General features: G+C 44.7%; 13 protein-coding genes and 1 tRNA gene. 5 read left to right on the top strand and 9 right to left on the bottom strand.

Going from position 1 to position 16,533, the window contains the following annotated elements; translation table 11 throughout:
* Nucleotides 1-169: 169 nt before the first annotated feature.
* The 3 genes from G5B11_RS06495 to G5B11_RS06485 all read left to right on the top strand — a co-directional run bounded on the left by G5B11_RS06495 (nucleotide 170) and on the right by G5B11_RS06485 (nucleotide 4,219).
* A complete protein-coding gene (locus G5B11_RS06495) occupies nucleotides 170-1,192 on the top strand; it encodes an ABC transporter substrate-binding protein (RefSeq protein WP_173727280.1) in 1,023 nt (340 codons plus the stop codon).
* 228 nt (nucleotides 1,193-1,420) lie between these two features.
* Nucleotides 1,421-2,533, top strand: coding sequence for an ABC transporter ATP-binding protein (locus tag G5B11_RS06490; RefSeq protein ID WP_158421442.1), 1,113 nt, complete (start codon nucleotides 1,421-1,423; stop codon nucleotides 2,531-2,533).
* Nucleotides 2,534-3,133: 600 nt separating this feature from the next.
* Complete coding sequence (locus tag G5B11_RS06485; protein ID WP_173727279.1) at nucleotides 3,134-4,219, top strand: PucR family transcriptional regulator; 1,086 nt, start codon at nucleotides 3,134-3,136, stop codon at nucleotides 4,217-4,219.
* 36 nt (nucleotides 4,220-4,255) lie between these two features.
* Here G5B11_RS06485 and G5B11_RS06480 read toward each other — a convergent pair whose 3' ends face one another.
* The 3 genes from G5B11_RS06480 to modA are packed head-to-tail and all read right to left on the bottom strand — an operon-like array spanning nucleotide 4,256 to nucleotide 6,794.
* Nucleotides 4,256-5,311 carry a sulfate/molybdate ABC transporter ATP-binding protein gene (locus tag G5B11_RS06480; RefSeq protein WP_173727278.1) on the bottom strand — a complete coding sequence of 352 codons (1,056 nt, stop codon included), beginning with the start codon at nucleotides 5,309-5,311 and terminating at the stop codon, nucleotides 4,256-4,258.
* Nucleotides 5,312-5,998 carry a molybdate ABC transporter permease subunit gene (modB, locus tag G5B11_RS06475; RefSeq protein WP_330382907.1) on the bottom strand — a complete coding sequence of 229 codons (687 nt, stop codon included), beginning with the start codon at nucleotides 5,996-5,998 and terminating at the stop codon, nucleotides 5,312-5,314.
* A complete protein-coding gene (gene modA, locus G5B11_RS06470; protein WP_173727277.1) occupies nucleotides 5,982-6,794 on the bottom strand; it encodes a molybdate ABC transporter substrate-binding protein in 813 nt (270 codons plus the stop codon). The genes modB and modA overlap by 17 nt, the downstream gene beginning before the upstream one ends.
* A gap of 127 nt (nucleotides 6,795-6,921) precedes the next feature.
* Here modA and G5B11_RS06465 point away from each other — a divergent pair, with 127 nt between their 5' ends.
* Nucleotides 6,922-7,134, top strand: coding sequence for a TOBE domain-containing protein (locus G5B11_RS06465; RefSeq protein WP_158421437.1), 213 nt, complete (start codon nucleotides 6,922-6,924; stop codon nucleotides 7,132-7,134).
* Nucleotides 7,127-8,044 (top strand): helix-turn-helix transcriptional regulator, encoded by a 918-nt coding sequence (locus G5B11_RS06460; protein WP_173727276.1) that lies wholly within the window; start codon nucleotides 7,127-7,129, stop codon nucleotides 8,042-8,044. Before G5B11_RS06465 ends, G5B11_RS06460 begins: the two co-directional genes overlap by 8 nt.
* 127 nt (nucleotides 8,045-8,171) lie before the next feature.
* Here the strand turns inward: G5B11_RS06460 and G5B11_RS18940 are convergent, their stop codons facing one another.
* From G5B11_RS18940 to G5B11_RS06430, 6 genes are all read right to left on the bottom strand, one after another.
* Nucleotides 8,172-9,098: a hypothetical protein gene (locus G5B11_RS18940; RefSeq protein WP_191868068.1), complete on the bottom strand. Its 927-nt coding sequence runs from the start codon at nucleotides 9,096-9,098 to the stop codon at nucleotides 8,172-8,174.
* Nucleotides 9,099-9,143: 45 nt separating this feature from the next.
* Nucleotides 9,144-10,637, bottom strand: a complete 1,494-nt coding sequence (glpK, locus tag G5B11_RS06450; protein ID WP_173727275.1) for a glycerol kinase GlpK — start codon at nucleotides 10,635-10,637, stop codon at nucleotides 9,144-9,146.
* A gap of 15 nt (nucleotides 10,638-10,652) precedes the next feature.
* Nucleotides 10,653-11,555 (bottom strand): undecaprenyl-diphosphate phosphatase, encoded by a 903-nt coding sequence (locus G5B11_RS06445; RefSeq protein ID WP_173727274.1) that lies wholly within the window; start codon nucleotides 11,553-11,555, stop codon nucleotides 10,653-10,655.
* A 214-nt stretch (nucleotides 11,556-11,769) separates the two neighbouring features.
* Nucleotides 11,770-14,985 carry a carbamoyl-phosphate synthase large subunit gene (gene carB / locus G5B11_RS06440; protein WP_173727273.1) on the bottom strand — a complete coding sequence of 1,072 codons (3,216 nt, stop codon included), beginning with the start codon at nucleotides 14,983-14,985 and terminating at the stop codon, nucleotides 11,770-11,772.
* On the bottom strand, nucleotides 14,985-16,061 hold the full coding sequence (locus tag G5B11_RS06435) for a carbamoyl phosphate synthase small subunit (protein WP_158421431.1): 1,077 nt from the start codon (nucleotides 16,059-16,061) through the stop codon (nucleotides 14,985-14,987). The genes carB and G5B11_RS06435 overlap by 1 nt, the downstream gene beginning before the upstream one ends.
* Before the next feature lie 349 nt (nucleotides 16,062-16,410).
* Nucleotides 16,411-16,494: transfer RNA gene (locus G5B11_RS06430), tRNA-Leu, on the bottom strand.
* Between the last annotated feature and the right edge of the window lie 39 nt (nucleotides 16,495-16,533).

Genomic DNA, 16,533 nt, shown 5'->3' with positions numbered 1-16,533 from the left:
CGAGAGATTTTGCTTAAAAATCTCTCGTAAAAACAACAAAATTTAAAGTGCTGTGAAATTTACTTTTGCACTGGAATTTACTTTTTCAAGTCACATTGAATAGTCTGCGCATACACCATTTAAGATTTACGGCATATCTTAACAGCAGAAGTCAAAAAGGAGTATCTGTATGAGAAAATTAAAATGGATCGCACTGGCAGCTGCTGTTATGATGACTATTACTGCACTGCCAGTAACAGCATTAGCAAAGAAAAAAGACAGTACAGAAGATAAAACGCTTAGCAAGGTTACTTTAAATGAAGTAGCACATTCAATCTTTTATGCACCGCAATACGTGGCAATTGAAGAGGGCTATTTTGAAGAAGAAGGGCTGGATCTCACACTTGTCACAGGATTTGGTGCGGATAAGACTATGACTGCTGTCATTTCCGGTGAAGCAGATATTGGCTTTATGGGGGCTGAGGCATCTATCTATACCTATCAGGAAGGAGCTACGGATCCGGTTATGAATTTTGCCCAGCTAACCCAACGGGCTGGAAATTTCCTTGTGGCAAGGAAAGAAATGCCGGATTTTACATGGGATGACCTAAAAGGAAAGAAAGTTCTGGGTGGCCGAAAAGGCGGCATGCCGGAAATGGTATTTGAATATATTCTGAAAAATAACGGTCTTGATCCGGAAACAGATCTTACCATAGACCAAAGTATTGATTTTGGCTCAACAGCAGCTGCCTTCACAGGGGATACCTCTGCGGATTTCACCGTGGAATTTGAACCCTCTGCTACTTTGCTGGAGCAGGAAAGGACCGGATATGTGGTAGCATCCCTTGGTACAGATTCCGGATACGTACCGTATACCTCTTACAGTGCTAAAGCCAGCTTTTTAGAAGATCATCCGAAAACCATACAAAAATTCACAAATGCCCTGCAAAAAGGTATGGATTATGTAAGCACCCATTCACCAGAAGAAATTGCCACTGTGATTGCCCCTCAGTTCCCGGAAACTGACCTTGCAACCGTAACTGCTATCGTAACCCGATACTATCAGCAGGATACCTGGAAAGATAACCTTATTTTTAATGAGGAAAGCTTTCAGCTGCTCCAGGATATCCTTCAGGATGCAGGGGAGCTTTCCTGGCGTACAGAATATACAGATCTTGTAACTACCAGCTTTGCCCAAAAGGCTGCTTCATAAATTACACTGACTTTATTTTCCATTTTGCCGAAACCTTATTAGTTTCTTTTCGTCAGATTGACAAGAAACCGCCAAAAACTTTGTATGATTCTTCCCTAGCCCTTCCAAAAGGTTTTCGCTATACTATCACTATAAAAGAACGCAAATTCATGTAACTAAATAATAAAAACAAAAATAACTGTGAGGATACCAAACAGTTATAAACCAAAGGATGTTGGAGGAAGAATCATGGCAAGCTTATCATTACAGCACATTAACAAAACTTATCCAAACGGCTTTCAGGCTGTTAAGGATTTTAACCTTGAAATCGAAGACAAAGAGTTCATCATCTTTGTAGGACCTTCCGGATGTGGTAAATCTACTACTCTTCGTATGGTTGCAGGCCTTGAGGAGATCACCAGTGGTACATTAAAGATTGGTGATAAGGTTATGAACGATGTTGAGCCTAAAGATCGTGATATCGCAATGGTATTCCAGAACTACGCTCTGTATCCTCACATGACCGTATATGATAACATGGCTTTTGGACTGAAGCTTCGTAAAGTTCCGAAGGATCAGATTGACAAAGCAGTTAAAGAAGCAGCAAGGATCCTTGACCTTGAGAAACTTCTTGACCGTAAACCAAAGGCTCTTTCCGGTGGACAGAGACAGCGTGTTGCTATGGGTCGTGCAATTGTTCGTAATCCTAAGGTATTCCTTATGGATGAGCCTCTTTCCAACCTGGATGCAAAACTTCGTGTACAGATGCGTATCGAGATCTCCAAGATCCATCAGAGACTGGGTGCTACAATCATCTATGTAACACATGACCAGACAGAGGCTATGACTCTTGGTACCAGAATCGTAGTTATGAAAGATGGTGTTGTTCAGCAGGTTGATACACCACAGAACCTGTATGAGAAACCAGGCAACCTGTTCGTAGCAGGATTCATGGGATCCCCGCAGATGAACTTCCTGGACGCACAGATCGTAGAAAAAGGTAATAACCTGATCGCCAAGATCGGTGACAATGATGTTGTTATTCCAGCAGCTAAGGCTAAAGTTCTTAAAGAGAGTGGCTATGTAGGAAAGACTGTTGTACTTGGTATCCGTCCAGAGGATATTCATGATTCCCAGATGTTCATCGAGGCTTCTCCAAGCGCTCCAATGACATCCACAGTTAAAGTATATGAGCTTCTTGGTGCTGAAGTATTCCTGTACTTCGATGTAAACGGCACACAGGTAACAGCACGAGTTGACCCACGTACTACTTCCAAGACAGGCGACGCTATCAAATTTGCATTTGATATGGAGAAATCTCATTTCTTCGATAAAGAGACAGAGCTTGTGATCTGCAACTAATACAATTGATTTAGCTATCAATATAAACCTATGATAAAGGCGGTTGTACCTGTTCGTGACATTCACGAAAAGACAGGTACAGCCGTTTTTTACTATAAAAGTCCCGGACAGCAGTCATGAATGAGCCATGCTCGCATGCGCTCATTCATGGATATTGGACGGGCTAAACTGTATGAGTAAGTAGGGTGACAGCCCGGATTACGAATACAGTGGGCAGCTGTGAGAGCGCCAAAGGCGCGAAGCAGCTGACTTTTAAAAGTCCCGGACAGCAGCCATGAATGAGCCATGCTCGCATGCGCTCATTCATGGATATTGGACGGGCTAAACTGTATGAGTAAGTAGGGTGACAGCCCGGATTACGAATACAGTGGGCAGCTGTGAGAGCGCCAAAGGCGCGAAGCAGCTGACTTTTAAAAGTCCCGGACAGCAGCCATGAATGAGCCATGCTTGCATGTGCGAATTCATGGAAATTGGACGGGCTAAACTGTATGAGCCATAATTCCTGTGTTTTTTCTTTTTTGATCCATTATTTTATGATATACTATGCTCACAAGGTTCAAAACCCTGTATTCAATCCGCTAAAAAGTGAGGACACACCTGATGAAAGTATTTCAAGTTTTACAGAAATGCCTGAATGACTGGAAGAATATTAGCCACCTTGATTTCTGTCTGGTGGATTCAGATGATAAAGTATGTGTGACTACCTGCAGCCGTCAGCTTCCTTCATCCAAAAAATTAGAAGATTTCCGAGAAAGCGATGCGCTTTGTCTTTCCAATACCAGCTGTTCCCTGTACAAAATCATGGATAATCAGCAGTTGGTCTACATCCTGATCCTATGGGGAACAGATCCTTCTGCCTCCACCATTGGAGAACTGGCTGTCTGCCAGATTGAAAGCCTGCTCACCGCATATGCCGAAAAAAGCGACAAAAATGTATTTATGCAGAATCTCCTTCTTGGTAATTACGGCGAGATCGATGCATTTAATAAAGCCAAAAAGCTGCATATCTCCACCTCTGTCAGAAGATGCATTTTCCTTGCAGAAACAAAGCAGAACAAAGACGAGAATGTACTTGCTACCATCCGCAACATTTTTTCTGCACGTACCAGAGATTTTATCACTGCCTTAGATGATTCAGGGATCATTATCATCCATGAGCTGCAGTCCACTGAAGAATTCCAGGATATGCGGCGTGTGGCACATATGCTGGTAGATATGCTGAATACAGAGGCCATGACATCTGCCTGGGTATCCTACAGCAATCTGACAGACAACATCCATCACCTGCCCTCAGCTTACAAAGAAGCCAAAACAGCTTTGGAAGTAGGTAAGATCTTTTATGCCCAGAAAAATGTTTTTGGCTATAACCGTCTTGGGATCGGCCGTCTGATCTATCAGCTTCCTGTAGAAATCTGCGAAATGTTTATAGATGAATTTTTCAAGGAAGAAACCCTGGATTCCATTGATGACGAAACACTTGCTACCATCCGCACTTTTTTTGAAAACAATCTGAATCTTTCTGAAACCTCAAGACAGCTTTACGTCCACAGAAATACTCTGGTCTACCGTTTTGAGAAGCTCCAGAAAAAGTTTGGCCTGGATATCCGCACCTTTGAGGATGCGCTTACCTTTAAGCTGGCCATGATGGTGGTAGATTATATTAAATATTCCCAAAACCTCAAATGATCTTTAAGCAAAAAGGACTGGCAATATACCAGTCCCTTATTTTTTCAGAAGCATCAGATGTTCCGGTGGCAAATATAAATATGTGGGAAGATTCTTTCCTGGGTCCTCTTCAAAAGAATTCTTTGGACGCATCCACCACAGGCTTCCTCCATCTTTCAGCCTAGGATTCTGCACCAGGCACTGATGCTCAAAGGTAGTTTCTATGTATTCTGTTACTTTCACAGGCATGCAGTTCTCGCCGTCTTCTTCTCTTGGCTTGAGCCAGTGCCCACGGATCCCTACCCAGGAAATATCAGTGGGTACCTGCTGCACGGTCCGAAGGCTGATCCCCCAGTCTGCTGCAAAAATATGGTGGCTGTCGATCCTTTCTGCAGCAGAATAATTCTTACATCCTGTAAGCCTGGCTGCTTCTATCAGTCCTGGATCCTCAAAGATCTGACGGGTATTTCCTATTGTGAGAGTCTTCCCATCCTTTAACAGGATCAACTGGTCACAAAATCTAAAAGCCTCATCCCTGCTATGGGTAACAAGAAGCATATCTCCGGGATAATCCTTTAAAAATGTCTGCATATCTCTCTGAAGCACATCCTTTAAATAACCATCCAATGCAGAAAAAGGTTCATCCAGAAGAATCATCTCAGGCTCCCCTGTCATCATCCTGGCAAGTGCCACTCTCTGCTGCTGTCCGCCGGAAAGCTGAGAAGGCAGATGATCCTCCAGTCCTTCCAGATGGTATCTTGTAATATAATCCTGAACCTTTTTATCCCGTTCCTGTTTATCTTTTCCTCTATATCCACAGGCAATATTCTCTTTGACTGTCATAGTTGGAAAAAGGGCATAATTCTGAAATAAATATCCGATTCTGCGCTGCTGGGGCTTCAGATTGATCTTCTGGTCTGAATCGAAGATCGTCCTTCCATTTACAACTATCCTGCCTCTGTCCGGTGTCTCGATCCCGGCAATACAACGCAGCGTTATGCTTTTCCCACTTCCGGACGCTCCCAGGATCCCCATGGTGGCACAGGTGCTGTCAAACTTCACACGCAGGGAAAAGCCTTTAAAGTCTTTTTCGATGTCAATACTTACCGCCATTTATATCCACCTTCTTGTCTGCATTCCCTTACCGGAAATAATATTGATCACTGCAACGATCACAAAGGAAAGTACAAGAATGATCGCTACCCAGAAACCTGCTTTATCGTAATTGCCAGCTGCTGTTTCTGCAGCAATAGCCACAGAAACCGTCCTGGTCTTTCCCAGAATATTCCCTGCCAGCATGGATGTGGCACCATATTCTCCGATAGCTCTCGCAAAAGCCAATACCGTACCGGAAGCGATTCCGGGCCTTGCAGCAGGCATGATCACCTTCCAGAATATCCTACTTTCGCTCATCCCAAGGGTACGGCCTGCATAGATCAGATTTACATCTACCTGTTCAAATGCGGCTCTTGCATTACGGTACATCAAAGGAAAGGCGATCACAGACGCAGCGATCACACATCCGGCCCAGCTCTGTACGATCCGTATATCAAAGCTGTCCATCAGAAACTTTCCAAAAGGACGGCGCAAACTAAAAAGCATCAGCAAAAAGAATCCGGCAACTGTAGGGGGAAGCACCAGTGGCATTGTAAGGATCCCATCCCAGATCCCTTTGGCCGCCGGACGCAGTTTCATGATCTTCCTGGCACAGAATACACCTGCAAAAAAGGCAATCACTGTAGCTGCAAATCCGGTTTTTAAAGAGATCCACAATGGACTCCAGTTAATGTTCTGCAACATATGGGGTAAATCCATACTCTTCAAAAACTTTCAGTGCATTCTCAGTCTGAAGGTATGCATAGAATGCTTCTGCAGCTGCCTTCTCATCATCATCTGCACTTTCGTTCTTGATCAGACCAATAGGATAAAGAACAGGTGTATCCAGACTGTCTTCCGGAGCTTCTGCAATAATCTCTACAGAATCTCCCATAGAAGCAGCATCTGTAGCGTAAACAATGCCTACTTCATTACTTCCCTCGCTAACAGCAGTAAGCACTTCTGTTACGTTCCTGCCTTCATTAATCTCCATCTTCTCCACATCATCCATAATACCCAGATTAGTAAAGATCTCTCTTGCGTACTGGCCTACCGGTACATCCTCTCCTGCAAGTGCAATATTCTCTGCCTGGGTAATATTCTCAAAACCTGTCACCTTAGTCTCGCTGTCCTTAGGTTTGATCAGAACAACTTTATTCTCAAGAAGATCTACAACAGAATCCTTGTCAGCAAGCTCTTCATCCACAAGTGCATTCATCTGCTTGTCTGCTGCTGAAAAGAAAAGATCACAAGGAGCTCCGCTCTCAATCTGAGTCTGAAGTGTGCCTGAACTGTCTGCATTGTACTTAATGGACACCTCCGGATGAAGCTTTTCAAAATCCTTCTGGATCTCTTCCATGGAATTACTCAGGCTGGCTGCTATAAATGCATATACATCTCCCTTCAGTTCATCAGAGTCAGATGCTGCCATTACGTTTCCCGGCATAAGACCTATACACATCACACCTGTCAGCATAGCCGCTATCATCTTTTTTCTCATGTCATTCTCCCTTTGTTGTGTTTTATTTAGTTTAGTTCTGTTTCATTCATTTTAAACAATTATCAAATCCTTGTCAATTCATTTTGACCGTGTTATCATAAAACAAAACAGAAAATGAGGGATCATTATGAAACTTAGTGCACGAAATCAGTTAAAAGGAAAAGTAATCAATATCAACAAGGGAGCTGTAAATTCCATTGTTTCCATCGACATCGGAGGAGGGAATATTATCACAGCTACCATCTCCTGTGCTGCAGTAGAAGAATTAAATCTGAAAGTAGGCTCAGACGCTTATGCGGTGATCAAGGCAACAAATGTAATGGTGGGAATTGATGAGTAAATTCTATACAGCCTTAGAAATTGCAGAAAAGTTAAAAATAAAAAAGACAACCGTATATGAACTGATCAAGAGAGGAGATCTGCAGTCTTCCAAAGTAGGAAAGCAGCTCCGTATCAGTGAAGAACAGCTGGATGAATATTTAAACAGGACAGAAACCAGGGAACCTTTGCATGTTCCCACTTTTCAGCCTGAAAGTTCCGTGCTGAAAAGAGATTACCTTCTCCATTCCAGTGGTCTGATCCTCAGCGGGCAGACAACCCCTGCCTTGGAACTGCTTCTTTCCCGTATGGCAGCCCATCCTCAGGGAATGCCGGTTCTTCAGTCTCACCTGAATTCCTACAATGGACTATATTCCCTGTATTTTGGAAAGGTTCATGCAGCTGCTGTAAGTATGAAGCCAGAAGAAGCTTCCTGCCTTGTTCCCGGAGTCCCGCTGGCCTTTGTATGCCTGTACCATTTTCCGATAGGTTTTTATGTTCTTCAGGATAATCCCAAGGGAATCTTTACCTTTCAGGATCTTGACCGTGAAGATGTGATCCTTGCCAACCGTGAAAAAGGCAGTACCCGCAGGATTTTTCTGGACCATTCCCTTATGGAGGCAGGTGTGGACACTGACAATATTTCAGGATATCTGAATGAACTGGTATCTGATCTTTCCACTGCCTCTGCTGTTCTTTCCAGACGGGCGGATGTAGCACTTGGGGAAGAAGCGGTAGCCAGAACCACTCCCGGCCTTTCCTTCCTGCCCATGGGAATACTGCCTATGTACCTTGTCCTGGAAGCTTCTTCTCTGGATAAACCAGGCTTTACAGCGCTTCTGGAGATCATCCGGTCTGAAAGTTTCCTGTCTGACCTTTTTGGTCAGACAGGCTACGATGTAACTCATACCGGCGAAATTTTATATCTTTAAATCCTATGTGTGAATCATCGATCTGCTGTTCCTGTATTACAGGATATACAGACCATCATTTTGCATATATAGTATTACAGCCCCACACTTCCTGTGTGGGGCTGATTTATACGATCACATCTGTTATTTACTGCCAGTTTCCATCTTCGTCCCAGATAATATTGTCAGTCCAGTTCTCAGATCCGTCACTGCCGTCACCAGGGTCATAATCAATATCACCACCGCCCTGATTAGCGTCACCACCTGTACTGCCACTGTTGTCTGTACCGGTATTACCGCCCTGGCTGTTTCCGCCTGTGGTGCCACTACTGTCCGGTGTATTCTGTCCGCTATTGCCGCTATTATCTGTGGTTCCCTGACTGCCATTACCACTGTTGTCGCCAGACTGGCTGCCACCGCTATTGCTGGAATCCCCACCATTAGAAGAACCATTGCTCTGATTGTAATAATAAATACCTTGTTCCGAAGAACTCACATCCATACCGGAGGTATCTTCAGTACCTGTGCTGGATGAACTGTCCTTTGTATTCTTCTCACTGTTGGAGCTTTTACTTACATAAGTCAGATATACGATCCCCTGATCAGTATCCAGACGCAGGGATGCAGTCTCCATATCAGACAGATCTGCTCCATCAATCTCATATGTATTACCATTCTCATCTGTAAGGCGCATATCATAAGTAACCCCTTCGCCTGTCTGAGGAGCATAATACATCCTTACTTTCTCTGAAGCATGCACAGAAGATTCACTTGGAATCAGACTGTTCCCCCAAACCTCATTGCCGGATACCCGAAGATACAGCTTACGGAACTGTTTATCTGTATTGTTGGAAAGGTAAATAAACTTGGCCTCTGCAGTCTTCTTTCCAATCATTTTAGGTGCCGGTGTAACCGTAGGCGTAGGTGCCGGTGTTGGAGTCGAGGTAGGTGCAGGGGTAGCCGTAGGTGCCGGGGTTGGTGTTGGATCTGCCACAGGCTCACTTTTTCCACAACCTGAAGCCGCCGCCAGCATAGTCCCTACGGTAAGCAGAACAACGATTTTTTTGCGTTTCATTATGATCACTCCTCTTTATATATCCAGGGCTGTCGCATTCAGTCCTTATTCTTTTGCCCATCCTAAAACACAGGAAACCGCCTTTTTCCAGGTCTTAAGAAGCTGTTCTCTTTTTTCTTCGGTAATAGATGGTGAAAAAGTCTTCTCCATATTCCAGTTCTTCTGTATCTCGCTGCTGCCCTTCCAGAATCCGGTGGCAAGGCCTGCCAGATAAGCAGCCCCCAGGGCAGTTGTCTCTATACATCCTGGACGTACTACCTGTGCATCCAGAAGATCTGCCTGAAACTGCATCAGGAAATTGTTGGCGCTGGCCCCGCCATCTACCTTCAATGTATTCAGATGGATCCCGGAATCCTTCTCCATAGCAAGGATCACGTCGTGCACCTGATAGGCCAGGGATTCTACTGTAGCACGGATCAGATGTGCTTTCCCGGCTCCTCTGGTCAGTCCCAGGATCGCACCTCTTGCATACTGGTCCCAGTAAGGAGCTCCAAGTCCTGTAAAAGCAGGAACTACGTACACTCCATTGGTATCTGACACAGACAGACAGTATTTCTCTGAAGCAGCAGCATTCTCCAAAAGCCCTGCTTCATCTCTGAGCCACTGGATAGCAGCCCCTGCTACAAATACACTGCCCTCAAGGGCATATCCTGGCGTACCATCTGCATTCACTGCCATAGTAGTCAGAAGTCCGTGACTAGACTCTACCATCTGATCTCCTGTGTGCATCAGAAGAAAGCATCCTGTGCCATATGTATTCTTAACATCTCCCGGTTTGAAACAGCACTGGCCGAACAAAGCTGCCTGCTGATCTCCTGCGGCTCCTGCAATAGGGATCCTGCCACCGATCAGCTTCTCATTAGTATAACCATAGATACAGCTGCTTGGCCGTACCTGTGGAAGTATGGAAAATGGTATCCTAAAATAATCCAGGATTTCCTGATCCCAGTGCTTCTCATGGATGTTAAACAACATTGTTCTGGAAGCATTGGTGTAATCCGTTACATGTACTTCCCCTTTGGTCAGCTTCCATATCAGCCAGGTATCTACTGTGCCAAACAAAAGATTACCCTTCTGTGCTTCTTCTCTTGCCCCTTCCGTATGATCCAGGATCCAGCAGATCTTGGTAGCAGAAAAATAAGCATCCGGAATCAGTCCTGTCTTATGTCGGATCACATCTGAGAAGCCTTCCTTTTCCAGCTTCTCGATCATATCTGCAGTACGTCTGCACTGCCATACGATTGCCGGATAAACCGGCTTCCCTGTACGTTTGTCCCAAACGATGGTCGTTTCACGCTGATTGGTAATACCAATGGAATGAATATCCTCTGCATCTGCGCCGATCTGCCCCATTGCCTCTATGGCAACCGACAGCTGAGATGACCAGATCTCCATAGGATCATGCTCCACCCAGCCTGGCTGAGGATAATGCTGTGTATATTCTTTCTGGGCAACACTGCACATCCTGCCCTCTCTGTCAAACAGGATACACCGTGAACTGGTCGTTCCCTGATCCAGTGCCATAATATATTTCCCCATTGCAGGATAACCTCCTTATGCCAGAAGTGTTTTACCGATAAAGTAGCCAAGCACCAATACGCCAAGAACGATCCTGTACCAGCCAAAGGCTTTGAAATCGTGGCGTTTGATATATCCCATCAGAAATTTGATAGCCAGAATGGAAACCACAAATGCCACTACCATTCCTGTAAGCAGGATAATTACCTCTGTGGAGGTAAATTCAAAACCAAATTTCACAATTTTCAGAAGGCTGGCTCCAAACATAACTGGTATCCCCAGGAAAAATGTAAACTCAGCAGCTACAGTCCTGGAAGTCCCCAAAAGAATCCCGCCAATAATGGTAGATCCTGATCTGGAAGTACCAGGAATCAGGGACAGCACCTGGAAGCAGCCAATGAGAAAGGCTGTCTTAAAAGACATCTCCTCAAGACTGGTACAGGATGCTTTTCTGTTCTTATTGTAGTTCTCAATTACAATAAAAAGTATACCATACACAATAAGCGCAATGGCTACCACCACATAATTCATAAATTTCTCTTCGATCAGATCATCAAAGGGAAGACCAATGATAATAGCAGGAAGGCAGGCAACAATGATCTTGAACCACAGAACCCATTTTTCCTTGTCACAGAATCTTTCCCTGAAAATAAGAATAGGTTGTGCCCATCCCGGCTTGTGGCTGATAGCTGCCCTGGTTCGCTTTGACAGTGTCTTATTATAAAAAGGCCACAGCTTATGCCAGTACAAAACCACAACAGCAAGAATGGCACCCAGCTGAATCACAACCAGGAAAAGATCCTTAAAATCCTTGGTTACGTTCAGATTAACAAATTCATCTACAAGGATCATGTGCCCGGTACTGCTGATGGGCAGCCACTCTGTGATCCCTTCAACAATCCCAAGGATCACTACTTTGAAAAATTCAATGATATCCATATGCTCCCCTTTCCGTTGTCTTCCTGAAAATAACGATCTGTCAGTTCATGGAAAAACGCCTGTCAAACAGTTATCTTAAAGTACAATAAGGACGGAGATAATTGGTTCCCCGTCCTTTTTGTTTATATTACATCATATTTCTTCTGTAAACCTGTAATTTGGATTTTTCGTAATCGTTTAGTGCCTTTACTGTTGCAATTATCTTTAATCTGCTTTATCTTTTTGCGATAGTAGCGATATCTACCAGGGAAAGATTATGCACATCTGTATTTTCAAGACTGGTTACCAGCGCTTCTGCAGTATCAAGGCTGGTAAGCACATTCACACCTGTTTCAATGGCATTTCGACGGATCACAAATCCGTCTTTCTGATGATCGATACCCTGTGGCGGAATATCAATTACCACATCGATCTTATGGCCCAGGATCAAATCCATCAGGTTGGGTGCCGGCTGCTCCAGCTTGTTGGTACGGATCACACGGATACCATTTTCCTTTAAGGTTCTTGCAGTTCCTCTGGTAGCGTAAATCCTATAGCCTAAAGCTTCAAATCTTCTTGCGATAGGCACTACATCCTGCTGCTCCTCATCCCTGACGGTAATGATCATATTCTTATGCTTCGGAAGGCGGATGCCAGCACCAAGGAATGCTTTGTAAAGCGCCTCATTAAATGTTTCTGCAATTCCCAGACACTCTCCTGTGGATTTCATCTCAGGTCCAAGGCTGATATCTGCACCACGAATCTTTTCAAAGGAAAATACCGGCATCTTGATGGCAATATGTTTTGCCTCAGGCTGCAGACCTGGTGTATATCCCATCTCTTTCAGCTTATATCCAAGGATCACCTTGGTAGCCAGCGGTACGATCGGAATCCCTGTTACCTTGCTGATATAAGGAACTGTACGGCTGGATCTTGGGTTTACCTCGATCACATATACCTCATCCCCCAGTACAATAAACTGGATATTGATCATACCGATCACATGAAGGGCTCTTGCCAGCCGCCTTGTATACTCTGCAATGGTTCCTTTTGCTTTTTCACTGATGGTTCTTGCCGGATACACGGAAATACTGTCACCGGAGTGGATACCTGCACGCTCGATATGCTCCATGATTCCAGGGATCAGAATGTCCTCGCCATCACAAACCGCATCTACCTCGATCTCTTTTCCCATCAGATACTTATCCACCAGGATCGGATGCTCCTGTGCGATCTGGTTGATGATGCCGATGTATTCTTCCACATCCTCATCACTGACTGCAATACGCATACCCTGGCCGCCCAGAACATAGGAAGGACGAACCAGTACCGGATACCCAAGCTGGTTTGCCGCCTTTTTCGCTTCCTCTGCAGTAAATACCGTATGACCCTTTGGTCTTGGGATCTGGCATTTTTCAAGGATCTCATCGAACAGCTCCCTATCCTCTGCAGCATCTACATTCTCTGCAGAAGTTCCCAGGATCTTCACACCCATTTTGGTAAGGGCTTCTGTCAGCTTAATGGCTGTCTGACCACCAAACTGTACCACAGCTCCATCCGGTTTTTCAATGTTTACCACATTCTCCACATCTTCAGGAGTCAGCGGTTCAAAATACAGCTTATCTGCAATATCAAAGTCTGTACTTACTGTTTCCGGATTGTTATTTATAATGATGGTCTCATAGCCTTCTTTTGCAAATGCCCAGGTACAATGTACAGAGCAAAAGTCAAACTCAATACCCTGGCCAATACGGATAGGTCCTGAACCAAGAACAAGGATTTTCTTTTTGTCAGGTGTGGCAACAGCCTCATTCTCTGTGCCTTCATCTCCATACACGGAATAATAATATGGTGTTTCTGCTGCAAACTCCGCTGCACAGGTATCAACCATCTTATAAGCTGCACGGATGCCATATTCTGCACGGAGCTCTTTGATCTGTGCCTCTGTCTTTCCTGTCAGACGGGCAACAATATAGTCCGGAAATTCCAGTCGTTTTGCCTCAAGCAGAAGCTCTTTTGTAAGCTTTCTGGTCTTCAGGGCTGTCTCCATACCTACAAGGATTGCCAGCTTATCAATAAACCAGATATCAATCTGGGTTATATCATGAAGCATGGACTGTGGCATACCACGACGGATTGCTTCTGCCAGCTTCCAGATCCTGCGGTCATCTACGATCTCCAGCTCCTCCAGAAGCTCTTCATCTGTCAGCTGTGTAAAATCGTAAGACATCAGACTATCCACATGCTGCTCCAGGGAACGGATTGCTTTCATCAGGGCGCCTTCAAAATTATGGCAGATACTCATAACCTCTCCGGTGGCTTTCATCTGGGTAGTCAGCGTTCTCTTTGCAGTAATAAATTTATCAAATGGAAGCCTTGGGATCTTAACTACACAGTAATCAAGCATTGGCTCAAAGCTTGCATAGGTTTTGCCAGTAATGGCATTTGGGATCTCATCCAGTGTATATCCAAGGGCGATCTTAGCAGCAACCTTTGCTATGGGATATCCAGTAGCCTTACTTGCAAGTGCTGAAGAACGGCTAACACGTGGATTTACCTCAATAACACAGTATTCAAAGCTGTCTGGCTTCAGAGCATACTGCACATTACATCCGCCGGTAATGCCCAGCTCTGTAATAATATTCAGTGCAGAAGTACGAAGCATCTGATATTCTTTATCTCCCAATGTCTGTGACGGAGCAACTACGATAGAGTCACCTGTATGCACACCAACCGGGTCAATATTCTCCATGTTGCAGACAGTAATGCAGTTCCCTGCACTATCTCTCATTACCTCATACTCGATCTCTTTCCATCCGGCAATGCACCGCTCTACCAGTACCTCACCTACACGGGAAAGACGAAGACCATTCTCAAGAATCTCTCTCAGTTCATACTCATTGTGGGCAATACCGCCGCCACTTCCGCCAAGTGTATATGCTGGACGAAGTACTACCGGATAACCGATGGTATTTGTAAATGCCAGACCATCTTCTACAGTAGTTACCACCTTAGATGCTGCAACCGGCTCCCCGATCTTTTCCATGGTATCTTTAAATTCCTGTCTGTCCTCTGCTTTACGGATCGTCTGGGCAGTAGTTCCGATCAGACGCACATTATGCTCTTTTAAAAAGCCTTTTTCGTCCAGTTCCATTGCAAGGTTCAAGCCTGCCTGGCCTCCCAGTGTAGGCAGCACGCTGTCCGGCTTCTCTTTCAGGATCAGCTGCTCTACCACCTCTACAGTAAGCGGCTCTATATATACACGATCTGCAATGTCCTTATCTGTCATAATAGTAGCTGGATTGGAGTTCAGAAGAACAACCTCCATCCCTTCTTCTTTCAGGGAACGGCATGCCTGGGTTCCGGCGTAGTCAAACTCTGCAGCCTGCCCAATGATGATCGGTCCGGAACCGATTACAAGTACCTTTTTTATGTCTTTGTTTCTTGGCATCAGTCATTTCCTCCCATCATTTTCATAAAACGGTCAAACAGATAACCTGAATCCTGTGGTCCGGGGCAGGCCTCCGGATGGAACTGTACAGTGAAAATATTCTTCCCAACGTATGCCATGCCTTCATTGGTACCGTCATTAACATTGATAAATGCCGGCTGGGCAATATTTTTCTCTTCAAGTCCTTTTGCATCTACCACATATCCATGGTTCTGGGATGAAATATACACTCTGCCAGTTGTCAGATCCTTAACCGGGTGATTACCTCCTCTGTGTCCGTATTTCATCTTGTAGGTATCTCCGCCGGTAGCCAGTGCCATCAGCTGATGTCCCAGGCAGATTGCAAAAATCGGCACATCTGAATCATACAGTTTTTTTACTTCTTTTATAATAGAAGTACATTCCTTTGGATCTCCAGGGCCATTACTGAGCATGATCCCATCTGGCTTAGCAGCCAGAATTTCCTCTGCGCTTGTAAGTGCCGGATAGATCGTCACCTCACAGCCACGCTGGTTCAGTGAACGGGCAATATTTCTTTTTGCGCCAAAATCAAGAAGTGCCACCTTTGGACCGTTTCCTGGCAGGATCTGCTTCTCACGGCATGTTACTTTCTCTACAACCTTACCTGTAGTATATTTTTTTAATCTGGGGAGAATTGTGTCTAGGTCATAATTTTCATTGACTGTGATCATACCGTTCATTGTACCTTTCTCGCGAAGGATCCTGGTCAATGCCCTGGTATCAATTCCGGCTATACCGGGAATATCATGTTTGCTTAAGAAATGCTGTATTGTATCCACGCTTCGGAAATTACTTGGGATACGGGATAATTCACGTACAATAAAACCATCGATCCATGGCTGTCCTGATTCCTGGTCCTCATAGCAGATACCATAATTACCAATCAGGGGATAAGTCATACATACGGCCTGTCCGGCATAGGAAGGATCCGTCATTACTTCCAGATAACCTGTCATGGAAGTGTTGAAGACGATTTCACTGATAACTTCCCGGGTAGAACCAATACTCGTCCCTGTAAAAACATGGCCGTCTTCTAATATCAGAAATGCTTTCATACAATCTCCCTTTCTGTCGTCATACATATTCAAGAATACCTGCGCATTCTTGCTGCTCACCACCTGTAAAGGCGGGCGTCATTTCACATCTGATTTATCCTAAATCTTCAAGATTGTATCATAAGCCTTATCTTTTTTCAACAAAATTCAGGGCTAAAAATAATTCAGCTATGCCCAAAATAATATTGGAAATCCCCTGAAAACTGTACCTGTAGTTTTCAGGGGACACTGGTATCATCTTATTATATTCAAGTCGAGCAGCCGGAGATTGGACTCCCACTGAGACGAACTTGCTGTTACTCACCGCCTGAAAGAGGTGGGAGTCTTCTCGACTGAGATAAAAAAAGAATGCAGGAGATGGGACTTGAACCCACACGATCTTGCGACCACAGGCACCTGAAGCCTGCGCGTCTGCCAATTCCGCCACTCCTGCATTTCATATCTTTCAGTCGCTCTTTGCGACTGCCTGATT

Origin of the sequence: Blautia glucerasea, from assembly GCF_013304385.1 — a bacterium.
Lineage (GTDB): Bacteria > Bacillota > Clostridia > Lachnospirales > Lachnospiraceae > Blautia_A > Blautia_A ammoniilytica.
The sequence above is the reverse complement of the archived record's forward strand: the minus strand, read 5'-3'. Positions and strand labels throughout refer to the sequence as shown.

Excerpts from the sequence above, each read along its gene's own strand:
- G5B11_RS06480 (WP_173727278.1), bottom strand. The coding sequence starts at position 5,311 with ATGGCGGTAAGTATTGACATCGAAAAAGACTTTAAAGGCTTTTCCCTG.
- G5B11_RS06495 (WP_173727280.1), top strand. The coding sequence starts at position 170 with ATGAGAAAATTAAAATGGATCGCACTGGCAGCTGCTGTTATGATGACT.
- G5B11_RS06445 (WP_173727274.1), bottom strand. The coding sequence starts at position 11,555 with ATGGATATCATTGAATTTTTCAAAGTAGTGATCCTTGGGATTGTTGAA.
- G5B11_RS06465 (WP_158421437.1), top strand. The coding sequence starts at position 6,922 with ATGAAACTTAGTGCACGAAATCAGTTAAAAGGAAAAGTAATCAATATC.
- G5B11_RS06460 (WP_173727276.1), top strand. The coding sequence starts at position 7,127 with ATGAGTAAATTCTATACAGCCTTAGAAATTGCAGAAAAGTTAAAAATA.
- modA (WP_173727277.1), bottom strand. The coding sequence starts at position 6,794 with ATGAGAAAAAAGATGATAGCGGCTATGCTGACAGGTGTGATGTGTATA.
- G5B11_RS06435 (WP_158421431.1), bottom strand. The coding sequence starts at position 16,061 with ATGAAAGCATTTCTGATATTAGAAGACGGCCATGTTTTTACAGGGACG.
- G5B11_RS06490 (WP_158421442.1), top strand. The coding sequence starts at position 1,421 with ATGGCAAGCTTATCATTACAGCACATTAACAAAACTTATCCAAACGGC.
- carB (WP_173727273.1), bottom strand. The coding sequence starts at position 14,985 with ATGCCAAGAAACAAAGACATAAAAAAGGTACTTGTAATCGGTTCCGGA.
- G5B11_RS18940 (WP_191868068.1), bottom strand. The coding sequence starts at position 9,098 with ATGAAACGCAAAAAAATCGTTGTTCTGCTTACCGTAGGGACTATGCTG.
- G5B11_RS06485 (WP_173727279.1), top strand. The coding sequence starts at position 3,134 with ATGAAAGTATTTCAAGTTTTACAGAAATGCCTGAATGACTGGAAGAAT.
- glpK (WP_173727275.1), bottom strand. The coding sequence starts at position 10,637 with ATGGGGAAATATATTATGGCACTGGATCAGGGAACGACCAGTTCACGG.
- modB (WP_330382907.1), bottom strand. The coding sequence starts at position 5,998 with ATGTTGCAGAACATTAACTGGAGTCCATTGTGGATCTCTTTAAAAACC.